At 61.1% G+C, this 18,350-nt stretch carries 15 protein-coding genes; 5 read left to right on the top strand and 10 right to left on the bottom strand.

Annotation, left to right across the window (positions count from 1 at the left end):
* Positions 1–133: 133 nt before the first annotated feature.
* Positions 134–2,110 (bottom strand): methyl-accepting chemotaxis protein, encoded by a 1,977-nt coding sequence (locus AB4O45_RS12285; protein ID WP_016772578.1) that lies wholly within the window; start codon positions 2,108–2,110, stop codon positions 134–136.
* Between the two features lie 188 nt (positions 2,111–2,298).
* Complete coding sequence (locus AB4O45_RS12290; protein ID WP_460161443.1) at positions 2,299–3,219, bottom strand: LysR substrate-binding domain-containing protein; 921 nt, start codon at positions 3,217–3,219, stop codon at positions 2,299–2,301.
* Positions 3,220–3,379: 160 nt separating this feature from the next.
* Here AB4O45_RS12290 and AB4O45_RS12295 point away from each other — a divergent pair, with 160 nt between their 5' ends.
* On the top strand, positions 3,380–4,774 hold the full coding sequence (locus AB4O45_RS12295; RefSeq protein ID WP_095181248.1) for a NorM family multidrug efflux MATE transporter: 1,395 nt from the start codon (positions 3,380–3,382) through the stop codon (positions 4,772–4,774).
* Positions 4,775–4,902: 128 nt separating this feature from the next.
* Here AB4O45_RS12295 and AB4O45_RS12300 read toward each other — a convergent pair whose 3' ends face one another.
* Entirely contained in the window at positions 4,903–6,576 is a 1,674-nt protein-coding gene (locus AB4O45_RS12300) for a putative bifunctional diguanylate cyclase/phosphodiesterase (RefSeq protein ID WP_056791613.1), read from the bottom strand.
* A 272-nt stretch (positions 6,577–6,848) separates the two neighbouring features.
* Between AB4O45_RS12300 and rep the strand changes: the two genes are divergently transcribed.
* The gene (gene rep / locus AB4O45_RS12305) at positions 6,849–8,858 is read left to right on the top strand and encodes a DNA helicase Rep (RefSeq protein ID WP_016772574.1); all 2,010 of its coding nucleotides are present in this window, start codon (positions 6,849–6,851) and stop codon (positions 8,856–8,858) included.
* 57 nt (positions 8,859–8,915) lie between these two features.
* Positions 8,916–9,488 (top strand): xanthine phosphoribosyltransferase, encoded by a 573-nt coding sequence (locus AB4O45_RS12310; protein WP_016772573.1) that lies wholly within the window; start codon positions 8,916–8,918, stop codon positions 9,486–9,488.
* A 131-nt stretch (positions 9,489–9,619) separates the two neighbouring features.
* On the opposite strand, the gene AB4O45_RS12315 is transcribed toward AB4O45_RS12310, so the two are convergent.
* From AB4O45_RS12315 to dadA, 6 genes are all read right to left on the bottom strand, one after another.
* Entirely contained in the window at positions 9,620–11,542 is a 1,923-nt protein-coding gene (locus AB4O45_RS12315; protein WP_460161444.1) for an acetyl-CoA hydrolase/transferase C-terminal domain-containing protein, read from the bottom strand.
* A gap of 168 nt (positions 11,543–11,710) precedes the next feature.
* Entirely contained in the window at positions 11,711–12,124 is a 414-nt protein-coding gene (locus AB4O45_RS12320) for a c-type cytochrome (protein WP_039757383.1), read from the bottom strand.
* Between the two features lie 181 nt (positions 12,125–12,305).
* The gene (locus tag AB4O45_RS12325) at positions 12,306–12,854 is read right to left on the bottom strand and encodes a cupin domain-containing protein (protein ID WP_016772566.1); all 549 of its coding nucleotides are present in this window, start codon (positions 12,852–12,854) and stop codon (positions 12,306–12,308) included.
* 88 nt (positions 12,855–12,942) lie between these two features.
* Positions 12,943–14,016, bottom strand: a complete 1,074-nt coding sequence (gene alr / locus AB4O45_RS12330) for an alanine racemase (RefSeq protein WP_041476646.1) — start codon at positions 14,014–14,016, stop codon at positions 12,943–12,945.
* A gap of 93 nt (positions 14,017–14,109) precedes the next feature.
* Positions 14,110–14,463, bottom strand: coding sequence for a RidA family protein (locus AB4O45_RS12335; RefSeq protein ID WP_041476645.1), 354 nt, complete (start codon positions 14,461–14,463; stop codon positions 14,110–14,112).
* Positions 14,435–15,739: a D-amino acid dehydrogenase gene (gene dadA, locus AB4O45_RS12340; RefSeq protein ID WP_122506211.1), complete on the bottom strand. Its 1,305-nt coding sequence runs from the start codon at positions 15,737–15,739 to the stop codon at positions 14,435–14,437. The genes AB4O45_RS12335 and dadA overlap by 29 nt, the downstream gene beginning before the upstream one ends.
* Positions 15,740–15,892: 153 nt before the next feature.
* Between dadA and AB4O45_RS12345 the strand changes: the two genes are divergently transcribed.
* Positions 15,893–16,381, top strand: coding sequence for an Lrp/AsnC ligand binding domain-containing protein (locus AB4O45_RS12345; protein ID WP_010465173.1), 489 nt, complete (start codon positions 15,893–15,895; stop codon positions 16,379–16,381).
* Between the two features lie 120 nt (positions 16,382–16,501).
* Here the strand turns inward: AB4O45_RS12345 and AB4O45_RS12350 are convergent, their stop codons facing one another.
* Positions 16,502–16,855, bottom strand: a complete 354-nt coding sequence (locus AB4O45_RS12350; protein WP_041476668.1) for a YkgJ family cysteine cluster protein — start codon at positions 16,853–16,855, stop codon at positions 16,502–16,504.
* Positions 16,856–17,001: 146 nt separating this feature from the next.
* Between AB4O45_RS12350 and AB4O45_RS12355 the strand changes: the two genes are divergently transcribed.
* Entirely contained in the window at positions 17,002–18,312 is a 1,311-nt protein-coding gene (locus tag AB4O45_RS12355; protein ID WP_460161445.1) for an NAD(P)/FAD-dependent oxidoreductase, read from the top strand.
* Positions 18,313–18,350: the final 38 nt, after the last annotated feature.

Below are 18,350 nucleotides of genomic sequence, written 5' to 3' on the forward strand. Positions count from 1 at the left end.
TAAAGAAGCGGTGGGAGAAAAGCATTCGCGAGCAGGCTCGCTCCCACAGGGACATCGGGCCTTCACAATATTTGTGAATTACGCCGACTACTGTGGGAGCGAGCCTGCTCGCGATAGCTGTTTCAAAGATGCATCAACGGAAGCGGTCAACCTCGGAACGCAGATCCGCCGCCAGCTTCTCCAGCTCTTTCGCGGTGACAGCCAGGTTCGACACCACCTCACGCTGCTCGCTGTTGGCCAAGGCGATGCTCTGCAAATTGCTGCTCAGCAACGTCGCAGTGCTGCTTTGTTCCTGAGTGGCGGTGGTGATCGCAGCAAACTGCTGGCCTGCCGAACGGCTCTGCTCGTCAATCCGCGCCAGCGCCGAGGCGACATTGGCGTTGCGCGACAGGCCTTCCTGCATCAGCACGTTGCCCTGTTCCATAGTGCTGATCGCGTTGCCGGTTTCCTGTTGGATGCTGTGGATCATGCTGGAGATTTCATCGGTCGCCTGACGGGTACGCGAGGCGAGGCTGCGCACTTCGTCCGCGACCACGGCAAAACCGCGACCTTGTTCACCGGCACGCGCGGCTTCGATGGCAGCGTTGAGTGCCAGCAGGTTGGTCTGCTCGGCGATCGAGGTGATCACACCGACAATTCCGCCGATTTCCTGAGAGCGCTGCCCCAGCGTGTTGATCACGCTGGCGGTGCTGTTCAGCGCACCGGCGATCTGCTCCAGCGACGACGACGCTTCTTCCATCGAGCTGCGGCCGATCTGCGTTTGCTGAGCGTTTTCCTGCGCCAGGCGCTGAGTCGCGCCCATGTTGTCGGCGATGTTCAACGACGTCGCGCTGAACTCTTCCACGGCGCCGGCCATGCTGGTGATTTCGCCCGACTGTTGCTCCATGCCTTCGTAAGCACCACCGGACAAACCGGACAGCGCCTGCGCACGGCTATTGACCTCTTCCGAAGCGCGGCGGATGTGCTCGACCATGGTCGACAGCGCCTGGCTCATCTGGTTGAACGCGCGGGACAGCTGCCCGATTTCATCGTGGCTCGATACGTTCAGACGCACGCTCAGATCACCAGCACCCAAGGCCTCAGCCTGACGCACCAGATCGCCCAACGGCGCGAGTTTGCTGCGCAGCAGCCAGACCACGGAACCGACCGCAAGCAACATCGCCAGCAGGCTGCCGATCGCCAGTTGCGTACCGACGCTCCAGGTCACCGCGCGGATCTCGGCTTTCGGCATGCTCGCCACCACCGACCACGGACCACCTTCAAACGGCACGGCGATGCTGTAGAAGTCCTCGCCCTTGTCGCTCCAGAACTCACCCTTGCCCGGGGTTTTCACCAGGTTGTTGATGGTCGGGGCGGCTTGATCCAGGTTTTCGACGCCGGCAATCGGCACCAGCCATTTGTTCTGCTCGTCGAGCAGGGCCAGCGAGCCGGTCTTGCCAATGCGGAAGCGCTTGAGATTGGCGAACTGCGCGTTCTGCGCGTCGGTGTAATCGAAACCTACATACAACACGGCGATGATCTTGCCGCCCGCATCGCGCACCGGTGTGTACTGCGACATGTAGTAGCGCTCGAACAGCAACGAGCGGCCGACATAACTCTGCCCTGCCATCAACTTCGCGTAGGCCGGGTTGGCATGATCGAGCACGGTGCCGATGGCACGGGTGCCGTCCTGCTTGCTGACGTTGGTGCTGACGCGAATGAAGTCTTCGCCGCTGCGCACGAATACCGTGGCCACACCGGCAGTCATCTGCTTGAACTCGTCAACTTCCTTGAAGTTGTTGTTCAGCACTTCGTTGCCCAGATGCAGACCCGGGGTCTGCACGCCGGCCACGGTCACTGGCTGATCGGGGTGCACACTCAGGCCACTGCCGAAGCGTTTTTCGAACAGACCGCTCAGGCGCAGGGTGCTTTCGCGCAGCGTACCGTGGAAGGTACTCAGTTGATCGGCCAGCAGCCGGGCCTCACTGGCCAGATGCTCTTCACGGGTGGCGAGGTTGGCGGAATCCAGCGAACGCAAGGCGAACACCGTACTGCCGCTGATGACTATCGCCAGTATCACAGCAAGGGCAAGGCCCAGCTGCGAGGCGATCCGAGCACGAGGTTGAGACATGAACAGCTCCTGGCCGAGCCACCGAATCCTCCTTGATCGCGGTAATTGCCCGGAAAACATTCTAATAGTGGGGTGTAGCGCGAAACCGGCACGACGGTTCCACAAGCTCGTAGTCGGCGGTAAAACCGAATACTTGAGCGCATTGCGTGGGTATATCGCAGTGATGGCATTGTGCCGGCTCGAACGTTTCAGCTCAAGCGCTCTACCGCCGGCAATTGCATGGCGCGGGCTTCGCTCTGCAGAAAATCGCTGAGGCGGCGCAAACGTTCACCTCCCGGACGCGGTTTCGGCCAGACCAGGTAATAATTCAGGCCACTGGCGACGGCCGTTGGCCACGGCAGGCTCAAGCGCCCCTGCGCAACATCTTCGGCAACCATCAACAGATCACCCATCGAAACGCCGTAGCCGCGCGCCGCCGCGATCATGCCCAGCTCCAGCGTATCGAACACTTGCCCACCCTTGAGCGAGACCTGATCGGACAGGCCCATGCGCTCCAGCCAACTGCGCCAGTCGCGGCGATCGGGGGTCGGGTGCAGCAGTTCGGCGGTCGCCAGACGCGCTACGTCCCAAGGTTGATCATTGAGCAGGTTCGGCGCACCGACCGGGATCAATTCCTCGGGAAACAGCAGGCTCGCTTCCCAGTCCGGCGGGAAATGCCCGTCACTGAGCAACACCGCGCAATCGAACGGTTCATTGTTGAAGTCCACCGAATCGATATCCATCCATGCGCTGGTCAGTTGCACCTCATTGCCCGGCTGCAAATGGCGGAAGCGACTCAACCGCGCCAGTAGCCAACGCATGGTCAGGGTCGATGGCGCTTTCATGCGCAGGATGTCGTCCTCGGCACGCAAGGTATTGCAGGCGCGCTCAAGGGCGGCGAAGCCTTCGCGGATTCCGGGTAGCAGCAGCCGTGCCGATTCGGTCAGTTGCAGGTTGCGCCCGCTGCGATGAAACAGCCGGCAGGCGAAGTGTTCTTCAAGGGTGCGCATGTGCCGACTGACCGCGCTCTGGGTGATCGACAATTCTTCCGCCGCGCGGGTGAACGAGCTGTGTCGCGCTGCCGCTTCGAATGCGCGCAGGGCGTACAACGGCGGAAGGCGTCGGGACATACAAAAAGCTCCAGTAGCGGGGATATAGCCAATCCGGCGGGTACGTTTCAGGATGAGTATTAATCATGCCACCCATCCTTTTTATCCCTTTGTGCAAAGCCTGCCAAGCGCCGAGAATCGACGCTCTTCTGCTTCCTCTGATATTTGGGTGGTGATGACCATGCAGCATCCTGTGCGTACCGAACTCTGGGCCATTCTGCGGCTGGCGGGGCCGCTGATTGCTTCGCAGTTGGCGCACATGCTGATGGTGCTCACCGACACCCTGATGATGGCGCGCCTCAGTCCCGAAGCGCTGGCCGGTGGCGGCCTCGGTGCGGCGAGCTACTCGTTCGTGTCGATTTTCTGCATCGGCGTGATTGCAGCGGTCGGCACACTGGTGGCGATCCGTCAGGGTGCCGGCGACATCATCGGCGCGGCGCGGCTGACGCAGGCCGGGTTGTGGCTGGCGTGGCTGATGGCCCTCGGCGCCGGGCTGCTGATGTGGAACCTCAAACCTGTGTTGCTGCTGTTTGGCCAGACCGAAACCAACGTCAACGCCGCCGGGCAATTCCTCATCGCCCTGCCTTTCGCCCTGCCCGGTTATCTGAGCTTCATGGCTCTGCGCGGCTTTACCAGTGCAATCGGCCGGGCGACGCCAGTGATGGTCATCAGCCTCGCCGGCACGGTGGCCAACTTCCTGCTCAACTACGCGCTGATCACCGGCATGTTCGGCCTGCCGCAGTTGGGTCTGACCGGCATCGGTCTGGTCACGGCGATTGTCGCCAACTGCATGGCACTGGCGCTGGCATGGCATATCCGTCGGCATCCGGCTTATGACGCTTATCCGTTGCGCGCCGGTCTGTCGCGGCCGAACCGGCAATACCTGAAAGAACTCTGGCGCCTGGGCCTGCCGATTGGCGGCACCTATGCGGTGGAAGTCGGGCTGTTTGCCTTTGCCGCGTTGTGCATGGGCACCATGGGCAGTACGCAAATGGGTGCGCATCAGATCGCCCTGCAGATCGTGTCGGTGGCCTTCATGGTCCCGGCCGGGATGTCCTATGCCATCACCATGCGCGTCGGCCAACACTACGGCGCCGGGCAACTGGTCGATGCACGGATGTCCGGGCGTGTCGGTATCGCTTTCGGCGCCGTGGTGATGCTCGGCTTCGCCCTGGTGTTCTGGCTGTGGCCGAACCAGTTGGTCGGCCTGTTCCTGGACCATAATGACCCGGCGTTTGCCGAGGTGATCCGTCTGGCGGTGAGCCTGCTGGCCGTAGCGGCGTGGTTCGAGCTGTTCGACGGCACGCAGACGATTGCCATGGGCTGTATTCGCGGGCTCAAGGATGCCAAAACCACATTTCTGGTCGGGCTGGCTTGCTATTGGCTGATTGGCGCACCGGCGGCGTGGTGGATGGCGTTCCACCTCAACTGGGGGCCGACGGGTGTCTGGTGGGGTCTGGCGTTGGGCCTGGCGTGCGCGGCGGTGAGCCTGACGCTGGCGTTCGAATGGAAGATGCAGCGGATGATTCGGCGCGAGCCGCAAGCTCAAGGTTTCAACATCCCCCAGGCCGAATGAGGTTTTCCTTTGTGGGAGCGAGCCTGCTCGCGAAGACCGAGTGTCAGGCCCAGATCATTCAGCTGACATAACGCCTTCGCGAGCAGGCTCGCTCCCACGGGGATTTGTGCCGGCCGCAACAATCGTGATCAACCGACGATTTCCAAAGCCGGCTGCTGGTTCGATCCCGAGGTCAGATATTCCACCAGCTCATCCAACGGCAACGGCCGGCTGATCAGATAACCCTGCACCTGATCGCAGCCGAACCCGCGCAACAATTCCAGCTGCTCCGGCGTTTCGACGCCCTCGGCGACCACTTCCAGATGCAGGTTGTGCGCAAGGTTGATCATCGCGTGCACCAGTTTGCGGTTCTCTTCGCGCTGTTCCATGCCGCCGACAAAACTCTTGTCGATCTTCAGCAAGGTGATGGGCAGGCTGTTGAGGTGCACGAATGATGAAAACCCGGTGCCGAAATCGTCCAGGGAGAAGCGCACGCCGAGGCGGCCGAGAGCATCCATGGTCTGTTTGACCAGATCGCTGCGCCGCATTACCGCGGTTTCGGTCAGTTCGAATTCCAGCCACTGCGCCTCGACGCCGCGCTCGGCAATCAGACGGCTGAGTGTCGGCAGCAACTGGCTGTCCTGAAACTGGCGGAACGACAGGTTGATCGCCATGTGCAGCGCCGGCAGCCCCTGCTCGCGCAAAGCCTGCATATCGCGCAAGGCGCGAGAAATCACCCAGTAACCCAATGGCACGATCAGACCGCTCTGCTCGGCCAGCGGGACGAACTCGCTCGGTGGCAACAGACCGCGCTCGCCATGACGCCAGCGCACCAGCGCTTCGAGGCCGACAATCTGGCCGTCTTCAAGATTCAGGCGTGGCTGGTAATGCAGTTCCAGCTCATCGCGGCGCAAAGCCCGGCGCAGTTCGCTTTCGAGGTCGGCCATGCTTCGTGCGTTGCGATTGATGCGTTCGTTGAAGATATGAAAGGTGCAGCCCTGTGTGCTCTTGGCCTGCTGCATGGCGATGTGCGCGTGCCACATCAGTGGATCGGCACCGCCATTGGCGCGGGCATGGGCGATGCCAAGGCTGGAGCCGATCAGCAGGCTCTCGCCGTCGACCCAATAAGGTTCGGCCAACGCCTCAGTGATGCGTTCGGCCATCCACTCGGCGCGTTGCGGCGCGCGGCGGGTATCGATCAGCAGAGCGAATTCATCGCTGCCCAGCCGTGCCAGTTGATCGCCGGCCTCCAGCTGACTTTTCAGCCGCGCGACGACTTGCAGGATCAAGCGATCGCCGGCCTGATGCCCGAGGGCGTCGTTGGCATGGCGAAAATTGTCGAGATCAAGATGGCCGAGGGCGAGACCGCGCCCGTCGCCCTCGGCAAGACGCGCAGTAAGCAGGGTCTGAAAGCCCTGGCGATTGGCGATGCCAGTCAGCGGGTCCTGTTCGGCGAGGCGCTGAAGAGTGTTTTCCAGCACGCCGCGCTCGCGCACATGGCGCAGGCAGCGCTGGAGCATGCCGGCGTCGAGAGCGTCGAACACCAGCCAGTCGCTGACACCGACCGGCGCAGTGGCCGGTTCGTGCTCCAGCAGCAGAACGGTCGGCAGGCTGCAACGCCCGGGCGGCGGTTGCAACGCTGGCAGGGTCAGCAGTACCGCGTGGCGGTTGTCCTCGAACAGGCGGCTGACCGAATCCCAGTTCGGCGCACTGATCAGCACCGCCGCGCTCCCCATCGGAGCCAGACACTCACGCAACAACGCTGTCCACGCTGGCTCTTCGGCCAGTAGCAGCAAACGCAAGGGTTCGACAGGCGTAGACAAGCTGACTCCCTAGACTCTGCAATGATGTAGGCGGGGCATTATGCCGGTGTGCTGAACAATGACCAATGCGTTGTCTGATGACAACGGCATCGAAACGTTATTTTGTGTCACGAATGAGAACATTAGCCGCAAAATCCCCGCGCATCCTGCGTGAAAGTAACAAAACCGGCAAATTTGAATCGCGTGTTGCGTCACAAGTCGGACAGAGCAGCACAAATCGCTGAGCCTGTTAAAATGCCGGCCCATTTCGTCAACGACTCCCGAATTTTCGTATGTCCCGACTCAATCCCCGGCAGCAAGAAGCCGTGAACTACGTCGGCGGCCCTCTATTGGTGCTCGCCGGTGCTGGCTCCGGCAAGACCAGCGTGATCACGCGCAAGATCGCGCACCTGATTCAGAACTGCGGCATCCGCGCCCAGTACATCGTCGCCATGACCTTTACCAACAAGGCAGCGCGCGAAATGAAAGAGCGGGTCGGCACCCTGTTGCGTGCCGGCGAAGGACGCGGCCTGACCGTCTGCACCTTCCACAACCTGGGCTTGAACATTATCCGCAAGGAGCATGCGCGGCTGGGCTACAAACCCGGTTTCTCGATCTTCGACGAGACCGACGTCAAAGCCCTGATGACCGACATCATGCAGAAGGAATACGCAGGCGACGACGGCGTCGACGAGATCAAGAACATGATCGGCGCCTGGAAAAACGACCTGATCCTGCCCGCCCAGGCCCTGGAAAACGCGCGCAATCCCAAGGAACAGACCGCCGCGATCGTCTACACCCACTACCAGCGCACGCTCAAGGCGTTCAACGCGGTGGACTTCGATGACCTGATCCTGCTGCCGGTAAAGCTCTTCGAAGAACACGCCGACATTCTCGAAAAGTGGCAGAACAAGGTGCGGTACCTGCTCGTCGACGAATACCAGGACACCAACGCCAGCCAGTATCTGTTGGTGAAGATGCTCATCGGCAAGCGCAACCAGTTCACCGTGGTCGGCGACGACGACCAGTCGATCTATGCCTGGCGTGGCGCGCGCCCGGAAAACCTGATGCTGCTCAAGGACGACTATCCGTCCTTGAAAGTGGTGATGCTGGAGCAGAACTACCGCTCCACCAGCCGCATCCTGCGCTGCGCCAACGTGCTGATCTCGAACAACCCGCACGAATTCGAAAAACAGCTGTGGAGCGAGATGGGCCACGGCGACGAGATCCGCGTGATCCGCTGCCGCAACGAGGACGCCGAAGCCGAGCGCGTGGCGATGGAAATCCTCAGCCTGCATTTGCGCACCGACCGCCCGTACAGCGATTTTGCGATTCTCTATCGCGGTAACTACCAGGCCAAGCTGATCGAATTGAAGCTGCAACACCACCAGGTGCCGTATCGCCTGAGCGGCGGCAACAGCTTCTTCGGTCGTCAGGAAGTGAAGGACCTGATGGCCTACTTCCGCCTGATCGTCAATCCGGATGACGACAACGCCTTCCTGCGCGTGATCAACGTGCCACGCCGCGAGATCGGCTCGACCACCCTGGAAAAGCTCGGTAACTACGCTACCGAACGCAAGATCTCGATGTACGCCGCCACCGACGAAATTGGCCTGGGCGAACATCTCGACAGCCGCTTCACCGATCGCCTGGCGCGCTTCAAGCGCTTCATGGACAAGGTCCGCGAGCAGTGCGCCGGCGAAGATCCGATCTCTGCGCTGCGCAGCATGGTCATGGACATCGACTACGAGAACTGGCTGCGCACCAACAGCTCCAGCGACAAGGCGGCGGACTACCGCATGGGCAACGTCTGGTTCCTGATCGAGGCGTTGAAAAACACCCTCGAGAAAGACGAAGACGGCGAAATGACCGTCGAAGACGCCATCGGCAAACTGGTGCTGCGTGACATGCTCGAGCGCCAGCAGGAAGAAGAGGACGGTGCCGAAGGTGTGCAGATGATGACGCTGCATGCGTCCAAAGGGCTGGAATTTCCCTACGTGTTCATCATGGGCATGGAAGAGGAAATCCTCCCGCATCGTTCCAGCATCGAAGCCGACACCATCGAAGAAGAGCGTCGCCTGGCCTATGTGGGCATCACCCGCGCCCGCCAGACCCTGGCATTCACCTTCGCTGCCAAGCGCAAGCAGTACGGTGAAATCATCGACTGCGCGCCGAGTCGCTTTCTGGATGAGCTGCCGCCGGACGATCTGGCCTGGGAAGGCAACGACGACACCCCGACTGAAGTCAAAGCCGTGCGTGGCAATAGCGCATTGGCCGATATACGCGCGATGTTAAAGCGCTAGAATCGACTACTTTTTAATCTACCTTCGGCGCCCATCGCGCCAACAGAGGAAGCTGTTGTGGAAGCACTGCACAAAAAAATCCGCGAAGAAGGCATCGTGCTTTCCGATCAGGTCCTGAAAGTCGACGCTTTCCTGAACCACCAGATCGACCCGGCCCTGATGAAGCTCATCGGTGACGAATTCGCCGCGCTGTTCAAGGATTCCGGGATCACCAAGATCGTCACCATCGAGGCCTCAGGCATCGCCCCGGCGATCATGACCGGTCTGAACCTCGGCGTGCCGGTGATCTTCGCCCGCAAGCAACAGTCGCTGACCCTGACTGAAAACCTGCTCTCGGCGACCGTCTACTCGTTCACCAAGAAGACCGAAAGCACCGTGGCCATCTCCCCGCGCCACCTGACCAGCAGCGACCGCGTGCTGATCATCGACGACTTCCTGGCCAACGGTAAGGCCTCGCAAGCGCTGATCTCGATCATCAAACAGGCCGGCGCCACCGTTGCCGGTCTGGGCATCGTCATCGAGAAGTCGTTCCAGGGCGGCCGCGCCGAACTGGACTCGCAGGGCTACCGCGTTGAGTCCCTGGCCCGGGTGCAATCGCTGAAGGATGGCGTCGTTACCTTCATCGAGTAACCAGCGGCACCGAGTTACCCCTGTGGGAGCGAGCCTGCTCGCGAATGCATTGTGTCAGTCACCCTGTTGAGTGAATGACACACCGCTTTCGCGAGCAGGCTCGCTCCCACAGTGGGTTCCGGGGTGGTCAGTTATTGCGCGGTGGCTTTCAGACCGGTGAGCAGCAAGCGCTGGAACAGGTCTTCCTTGAGACCTTCCGGATTGGTCAGCTGCATCCGCTCAAGGTGTTCCGGGAACGTTGAGGCCTCCGGCGCATCCAGCGCTGCCTTGCCCAATTCCAGAATCTCCGTCAGCTTGAACTTGCTCTTCAGCCAGTTCAGCGCCCGCAGCAGATCCCGTTCGATCACAGTGAAATCACAGCCCAGCGGATACTCCGGAAACAGGTTCGGATGTCGCGCGGCAATCGCCTGCAAGCGTTGCGGTGTGTTATCGGCAAACCGTGGATCGATACGGAAATCCTTTGGCAGCTTGCCGACTTTCTGCGCCTGTTCGATCAGCCCCGGCTGGAAGCGCGAATCGCTGATATTGAGCAGCGCTTCAATCACCGCCGCGTCGGACTTACCGCGCAGGTCGGCGATGCCGTACTCGGTGACGACGATGTCGCGCAGGTGCCGCGGGATCGTGCAGTGGCCGTAGTCCCAGACGATATTGGAACTGACCTCGCCGCCCGATTCGCGCCAGCTGCGCAGGATCAACATCGATCGCGCGCCCTCCAGCGCATGGCCCTGAGCAACAAAGTTGTACTGGCCGCCAACCCCGCTGAGCACGCGTCCGTCTGCCAATTGATCAGCCACGCCGGCGCCGAGCAGAGTCATGGTGAACACGGTGTTGATGAAGCGCGCATCGATGCGCTGCAAGCGCTTGAGCTCTTCCTGGCCGTACAGCTCGTTGATGTAGCTGATACGGGTCATGTTGAATTCCAGCAGCTTGCTTTGCGGCAACTCGCGCAGCCGTTCATAAAAGCTGCGCGGGCCGAGGAAGAAGCCGCCGTGGACGCAGATACCGTCAGGCTGTGCCGCTTCATCTAGGCTGCCGGCGTTGGCCTGCTCTTGGGTCGGCACATCCGGATAGACCTTGCGCCGGATGATCCCGGCATCCGCCAAAACCAGCAGCCCGTTGACGAACATCTCGCTGCAACCGTAGAGGCCTTTGGCAAATGGCGCGGTGCCGCCCTCGCGCTGAATCAATTGCGCCCATTGGCTGAGGTTGATGTCATCGAGCACCGCCTGATAGCCGGCGTTATCGGCCTGCCGCGCGAGTAGCGCAGCAGTCAACGCATCCCCCATCGAGCCGATACCAATTTGCAATGTACCGCCATCGCGCACCAGCGCACTGGCGTGCAAGCCAATGAAATGATCCTGAAAGCCCACCGGCATATTCGGCGTGGAAAACAGCGTGCTGCTGTCCTTTTCGTCGATCAGCAGATCAAACGTGTCGATATCGACTTCCGCATCGCCGGGCATGTACGGCAGATCCGTATGGACCTGGCCGACCAGCACAATGGTCTCCCCCGCTTCGCGGCGCTTGGCGATCATCGGCAGCAGGTCGAGGGTGATGTCCGGGTTGCAGCTCAGGCTCAGACGATCGGGATGCTCACTGTTGCTGGCCAGCAGTTGCGCCACAAGGTTCAGGCCCGCCGCATTGATGTCGCGGGCAGCATGGCTGTAATTGCTGCTGACGTAATCCTGCTGCGCCGGCGCGCTGTTGAGCAGACTGCCCGGCTGCATGAAGAACTGTTGGATTCGGATGTTGGCGGGCAGGCTGTCATGCTGGAGATCGGCGAGAAAATCAAACTCCGGATAATCACCAAACACGCGTTCGATGAAAGGCTCGATAAAGCGCTTCTGCAACCCATCGCCCAGATTCGGCCGACCGAGGCACAGCGCGGTATAGATCGTCAGCTGCCGCTCGGGCAGGTCCTTGATGCGCCGGTATAGCGCGTTAACGAAGTGATTCGGCTTGCCCAACCCCAGCGGCAGGCCCATGTGGATGTGCGCAGGCAAACGCGCCAGCACGTCGTCCACCGCCTGTTCGATCGAACACAACTGCACCATCTGAAGCCTCCCGCCCGTTCTATTGATAGGGGTAGACCGAGATTGCCTTGAGTTTGCTGCAAAGGACAGTGTTTGGTTTGGAGGGATCAGGGCCTGAATGAATCGGAAACCAGAAACCACAGACACAAAAAAACCGTCCGAAGACGGTTTTTTCAAAGCCGGCGCTGATTACAGACCGGACATCTCTTTGATCGCGCCCTTGAGCTCTTCATCGGAGCAATCGGCGCAGGTGCCTTTTGGCGGCATGGCGTTGATGCCGGTGATGGCCTTGGCGAGGATGCCGTCCAGACCACCCTGATGATCGGCCCGCTCCTTCCAGGCTGCCTTGTCGCCGATCTTCGGCGCGCCGAGCAGGCCCGTGCCGTGACAAGCGTTGCAGTGCTTGGCGATCACGTCTTTAGGGGCCTTTGCTCCCCCGCCACCGCCAGCGGTAGCAGCCACTTCCATACCCTTGCATTCCTGCCCTTGAACACACACCTGGCCGACGGGCTCGAGGCGCTTGGCGATGTCGTCATTTGTCGCAGCTTGAGCGCTGACAGCCCAGAGGGCCAGTACGGTTGCTGGTGCGGCCAGCATTTTCATAATTAGGTTCACGCGTTCACCCTCAATGGTGGCTATTCACGCCTGCGGCCACGGTTCGCAGGCGGGCGCAAGTATAGCGGGTAGGCCGCCGTACTGAAACAACCCCATGGTTAGAGGGGTCTTGTTGCCCATCGGTAAAATGGTTCTGGGGCCTTTGCCGTATTGGCTTGGCGCCTTCTGCTTAGAAATTCGCCGGCGTGGCTGCGCTGATTAGTCGCGCCGGCACGTCGAACGGGTTACGGAAACGATGCGGCTTGGTACTTTCAAAATAGTAGCTGTCGCCGGCTTCGAGGATAAAAGTTTCCAGACCCACCACCAGTTCGAGGCGGCCTTCGACCAGAATTCCAGTTTCCTCGCCCTCGTGGGTGAGCATTTCTTCGCCAGTGTCGGCGCCCGGCGGATAGATTTCGTTGAGGAAGGCGATGGCGCGGCTCGGGTGGGCGCGGCCGACCAGTTTCATGGTCACGGCGCCGTCGGAGATGTCGATCAGCTCATTGGCCTTGTAGACGATCTGGGTCGGCTGGTCCTGCAGGATCTCTTCGGAAAAGAACTCGACCATCGACATGGGAATGCCGCCGAGCACCTTTCTCAGCGAACTGATCGATGGGCTGACGCTGTTCTTTTCGATCATCGAAATGGTGCTGTTGGTGACGCCCGCGCGTTTGGCGAGTTCACGCTGGGAAAGCCCTTTGAGCTTGCGGATCGATTGCAGTCGTTCACCGACGTCCAAGGCGGGAGCCTCCTGATGTTGTAAGAATATTGAGCGTTATCATGGCGACAGCGTTCAGTATTTACAACACTTGGCCCCCGCAGCGGCGTCAACCCTCGGAATAGAGCCTTGGCACACGTTTCAGGTTGCAGAAGATCTGATACGGGATGGTATCGGCCCACTTCGCCACATCGCTGGCGAGGATGTTTTTGCCCCACAGTTCGACGTTGGAACCGAGGCCCGCTTCCGGTATGTCGGTCAGGTCGATGCAGAGCATGTCCATCGACACACGCCCCAGCAGGCGGCTGAGTTTGCCGGCCACCAGCACCGGCGTGCCGGTCGGCGCCTGACGCGGGTAACCGTCGGCGTAACCCATGGCGACCACCCCGATGCGCATCGGCTTGTCGGTGATGAATCTGGCGCCATAACCGATCGGTTCGCCGGCCGGCAATTCACGCACGCTGATGACTTTCGATTCGAGGGTCATCACCGGTTGCAGGCGTTCGGCCACGGCGTTGACTTCTTCGAAGGGGGTCGCGCCGTAGAGCATGATGCCCGGGCGTACCCAGTCGCTTTGGATTTCTGGCCAACCGAGCACGGCTGGCGAGTTGCGTAGGCTGACTTCCGCCGCCAGACCCTGACGCGCCGCTTCGAACACCGCGACCTGCTCGGCGCTGCTTTGCGCATGCAGTTCATCGGCGCGGGCGAAGTGGCTCATCAACACGATTTTCGCGACTTTGCCGCTGGCCAGCAGACGTTGATAGGCCGCCGGATAATCTTTCGGATGCAGGCCGACGCGATGCATGCCGGAATCGAGCTTGAGCCACACCGTGATCGGTTTGCTCAGCACCGCCTGCTCGATCGCTTCGAGCTGCCACAGCGAATGCACCACGCACCAGAAATCATGCTCGACGATCAACGCCAGCTCGTCAGCTTCGAAGAAGCCTTCCAGCAGCAAAACCGGTGCGCGAATCCCGGCGGAACGCAGCTCCAGTGCTTCTTCAATGCAGGCCACCGCAAACCCGTCAGCCTCGGCTTCCAGCGCCTGGGCGCAAAGCACCGCGCCATGGCCGTAGGCGTCCGCCTTGATCACGGCGAGCGCCTTGGCGCCGGTGACTTCGCGGGCAATTCGGTAGTTGTGGCGCAGGGCTTGAAGGTCGATCAGGGCACGGGCAGGACGCATGGCGGCAGACTTCTGGGCGGTCATGGGAAGAAAAACCGGCGCTGACTGACGACGTGAACCGCCAACAGCACCGGGAGAGGGATCTGTAAAACGTTATGGCAGCGCGGCGACGATGGATATCTCCACCAGAATGCTTGGCTTGGCCATCTTCGCTTCGACGGTGGCACGGGCCGGTGCGGCGCCTTTTGGCAGCCACTGGTCCCACACCGCGTTCATCCCGGCGAAGTGCGCTTCAATGTCGTTCAGGTAGATCGTCGCCGACAACAGATGCTGCTTGTCCGTCCCGGCCAGATCGAGCAGGCGCTCGATATTGGCGAGCACCTCGCGGGTCTGCTGTTCAATTCCGGCGTCAAAGTCGTCGCCGACCTGCCCGGCCAGATACACGGTGCCGTTGTGGCTGACGATCTGACTCATGCGCTCATTGGTGAGCTGGCGCTGGATTGACATGTTTTGCGGACTCCTGGGTCTGGTTGCCGTAACGGGAAATATCGAGGCCTTCGGCGCTGATCTGCGGCTTTTTCTTCGCCATCAGGTCGGCGAGCAAACGGCCGGAACCGCAGGCCATGGTCCAGCCGAGCGTGCCGTGACCGGTGTTGAGGAACAGATTCTTGAACGGCGTGGCGCCAACGATCGGCGTACCGTCCGGCGTGGTCGGGCGCAGGCCGGTCCAGAAACTCGCTTCGGCCAGATTGCCGCCCTGAGGATAAAGGTCGTTGACGATCATCTCCAGGGTTTCGCGCCGGCGCGGGTTCAGCGACAGGTCAAAACCGGCGATCTCGGCCATGCCGCCGACGCGGATGCGGTTGTCGAAGCGGGTGATCGCGACCTTGTAGGTCTCGTCGAGAATGGTCGAGGTCGGCGCCATGTCCGGGTTGGTGATCGGCACGGTCAGCGAGTAGCCCTTGAGCGGATACACCGGGGCCTTGATGCCCAGCGGCTTGAGCAACTGCGGCGAGTAGCTGCCCAGCGCCAGTACGTAGCGGTCAGCGGTTTCCAGCTTGCCGTCGATCCACACGCCGTTGATGCGATCACCGGCGTAATCGAGCTTCTGGATGTCCTGGCCGAAACGGAATTCCACGCCGAGCTTGCGCGCCATTTCGGCGAGGCGCGTGGTGAACATCTGGCAGTCGCCGGTCTGGTCATTGGGCAGACGCAGCGCGCCAGCGAGAATGTCAGTCACGCCTGCCAGAGCCGGTTCGACGCGGGCGATGCCGGCGCGGTCGAGGACTTCAAAGGGCACGCCGGATTCTTTCAGCACGGCGATGTCTTTGGCGGCGTTATCCAGTTGCGCCTGAGTACGGAACAACTGCGTGGTGCCGAGGCTGCGGCCTTCGTAGGCGATACCGGTTTCGGCGCGCAATTCATCGAGGCAGTCGCGGCTGTACTCGGACAGACGCACCATGCGCTCCTTGTTCACCGCGTAACGGCTGGCGGTGCAGTTGCGCAGCATTTGCGCCATCCACAGGTATTGGTCGATATCAGCGGTGGCCTTGATCGCCAATGGCGCATGGCGTTGCAGCAACCACTTGATGGCCTTGAGCGGCACGCCCGGCGCAGCCCACGGCGAGGCGTAACCCGGCGAGACTTGGCCGGCGTTGGCGAAACTGGTCTCCATGGCCGCAGCAGGCTGCCGGTCGACCACCACCACTTCAAACCCGGCACGGGCCAGATAGTAAGCACTGGCGGTACCGATGACGCCGCTACCCAAGACCATGACGCGCATTTTCAATCCCTCATCGCGGCTTTTCGCCGAACTGTTTGTTAGAGCAATGATGGGCGCAGTGTAAAAAAGAAATGCCAGTGCTTTTCACTATATAAGCGCCTATATTTGGCGACAATTCTCGGCAAAAACCCTTTTCACGGAGGCGCATCCCCTATGCGTACCAACACTCAGACCAAACGTGAGCTGGACAAGATCGACCGCAACATCCTGCGCATCCTGCAGGCGGACGGGCGGATTTCCTTCACCGAACTCGGGGAAAAGGTCGGTCTCTCGACCACGCCCTGCACCGAGCGCGTGCGGCGCCTGGAGCGCGAGGGGATCATCATGGGCTACAACGCCCGGCTCAATCCCCAGCATTTGAAGGGTAGCCTGCTGGTGTTCGTCGAGATCAGCCTCGACTACAAATCCGGCGACACATTCGAAGAATTCAGACGCGCGGTGCTGAAGCTGCCGCATGTGCTGGAGTGCCATTTGGTGTCAGGGGATTTCGACTATCTGGTGAAAGCGCGGATTTCCGAGATGGCCTCGTACCGCAAACTGCTCGGCGACATTCTGTTGAAGCTGCCGCATGTGCGTGAATCGAAGAGCTATATCGTCATGGAAGAGGTGAAAGAGAGCCTGTGCCTGCCGATTCCGGACTGATTACCGCAATGATCGTTCCCATGCTCTGCGTGGGAATGCAGCCCGGGACGCTCTGCGTCCCAAAGGCCGAACGCGGAGCGTCCGAAGAGGCATTCCCACGCAGAGCGTGGGAACGATCACTTAAACCAACACCTGCCGATTCGCCGCCATGTACTCGAAAATCTGCTTCTCGACCCGTGGATGTATCAACTCCACCGGCCGCCGCTCGTTCGGGCACGGCAGGGTCTTGGTCGTACCAAACAATCGACAGATCAGCGGCCGCTCTTCATACACCGTGCAGCCATTCGGCCCCAGGTGCACACAGTTGAGTTCTTCCAGCGCGGCATCCTGCTCGGCGCGGGATTTGCGCGGCAGCCGGGCCATTTCCTCGGGCGACGTGGTCACCGGGCCGCAGCAGTCGTGGCAGCCCGGCACGCAGTCGAACGTGGGGATCTGCTGACGCAGGGTGCGGATTTTCTGACTGTTGCAGCTCATCGAAACGGTGACCAAAGTGGCGGGCTGATGATTGTGCCGCAAAAGTCCGGATCCAGACACCGCAGGCCGACCGATGTTGCCCACGTTCGGGCGCGCGGCTTATGCTCCGTCAAATTTTCTCGACACTCAGCCGTTGGATGATGCCCATGACCGCCCGCGCCCCGACCACCGCGAGCCAACCCCACGTTGCCTCTTATTACGCCGCCAGCAGCCTGCCGCAGCCTGACCATCCCGTGCTGCAAGGCGAGGTGGTGGCGGATGTCTGCGTGGTCGGCGGTGGCTTTTCCGGGTTGAACACGGCGCTGGAACTGGCCGAACGCGGTTTCAGCGTAGTGTTGCTGGAAGCGCACCGGATCGGCTGGGGCGCCAGCGGTCGCAACGGCGGGCAGTTGATTCGCGGTGTCGGTCACGGCCTTGACCAGTTCGCCAATGTCATCGGTGCCGAGGGCGTGCGCGAGATGAAACTCATGGGCCTGGAAGCGGTGGAGATTGTCCGTCGGCGCGTTGAGCGTTTCGGCATTGCCTGCGACCTGACCTGGGGCTACTGCGACCTCGCCAACAAGCCTTCCGATCTCGACGGTTTTGCCGAAGATGCCGAAGAACTCCGCAGCCTGGGTTATCGCTACGAAACCCGTCTGTTGCAGGCCAGTGAAATGCACACTGTGGTCGGCTCCAAACGCTATGTCGGCGGCTTGATCGACATGGGCTCCGGGCATCTGCACCCGCTGAATCTGGCGCTGGGCGAAGCGGCAGCGGCGCAGCAACTGGGCGTGCAATTGTTCGAGCAATCGGCAGTGACGCGCATCGATTACGGCCCCGAAGTGAAGGTGCACACCGCGCTAGGCTCGGTGCGGGCGAAGACTCTGGTGTTGGGCTGCAATGCCTATCTCCATGACCTCAACCCGCAACTGAGCGGCAAGGTCCTGCCCGCCGGCAGCTACATCATCGCCACCGAGCCGCTGAGCGCAGAGCAGGCGCACAACCTGCTGCCGCAGAACATGGCGGTCTGCGACCAGCGGGTGGCGCTCGATTACTACCGGCTCTCGGCGGATCGACGTTTGTTGTTTGGTGGCGCCTGCCATTATTCAGGGCGCGATCCGAAAGACATCGGCGCCTATATGAAACCGAAGATGCTTGAAGTGTTCCCGCAACTGGCCGGGGTGAAAATCGATTATCAGTGGGGCGGGATGATCGGCATCGGTGCCAACCGCTTGCCGCAGATTGGCCGGCTCGTCGACCAGCCGAATGTGTATTACGCCCAGGCCTATTCCGGGCATGGGGTGAATGCCACGCACTTGGCCGGCAAGCTGCTGGCCGAGGCGATCAGCGGGCAGCATGGCGGCGGCTTTGATCTGTTCGCCCAGGTGCCGCACATCACCTTCCCCGGCGGCAAGCACTTGCGCTCACCGTTGTTGGCGTTGGGGATGTTGTGGCATCGGCTGAAAGAGTTGGTCTGACGAATCAGGATCGTTCCCACGCTCCGCGTGGGAATGCA

The sequence above is a fragment of the Pseudomonas sp. S2_B10 genome, from assembly GCF_054668425.1.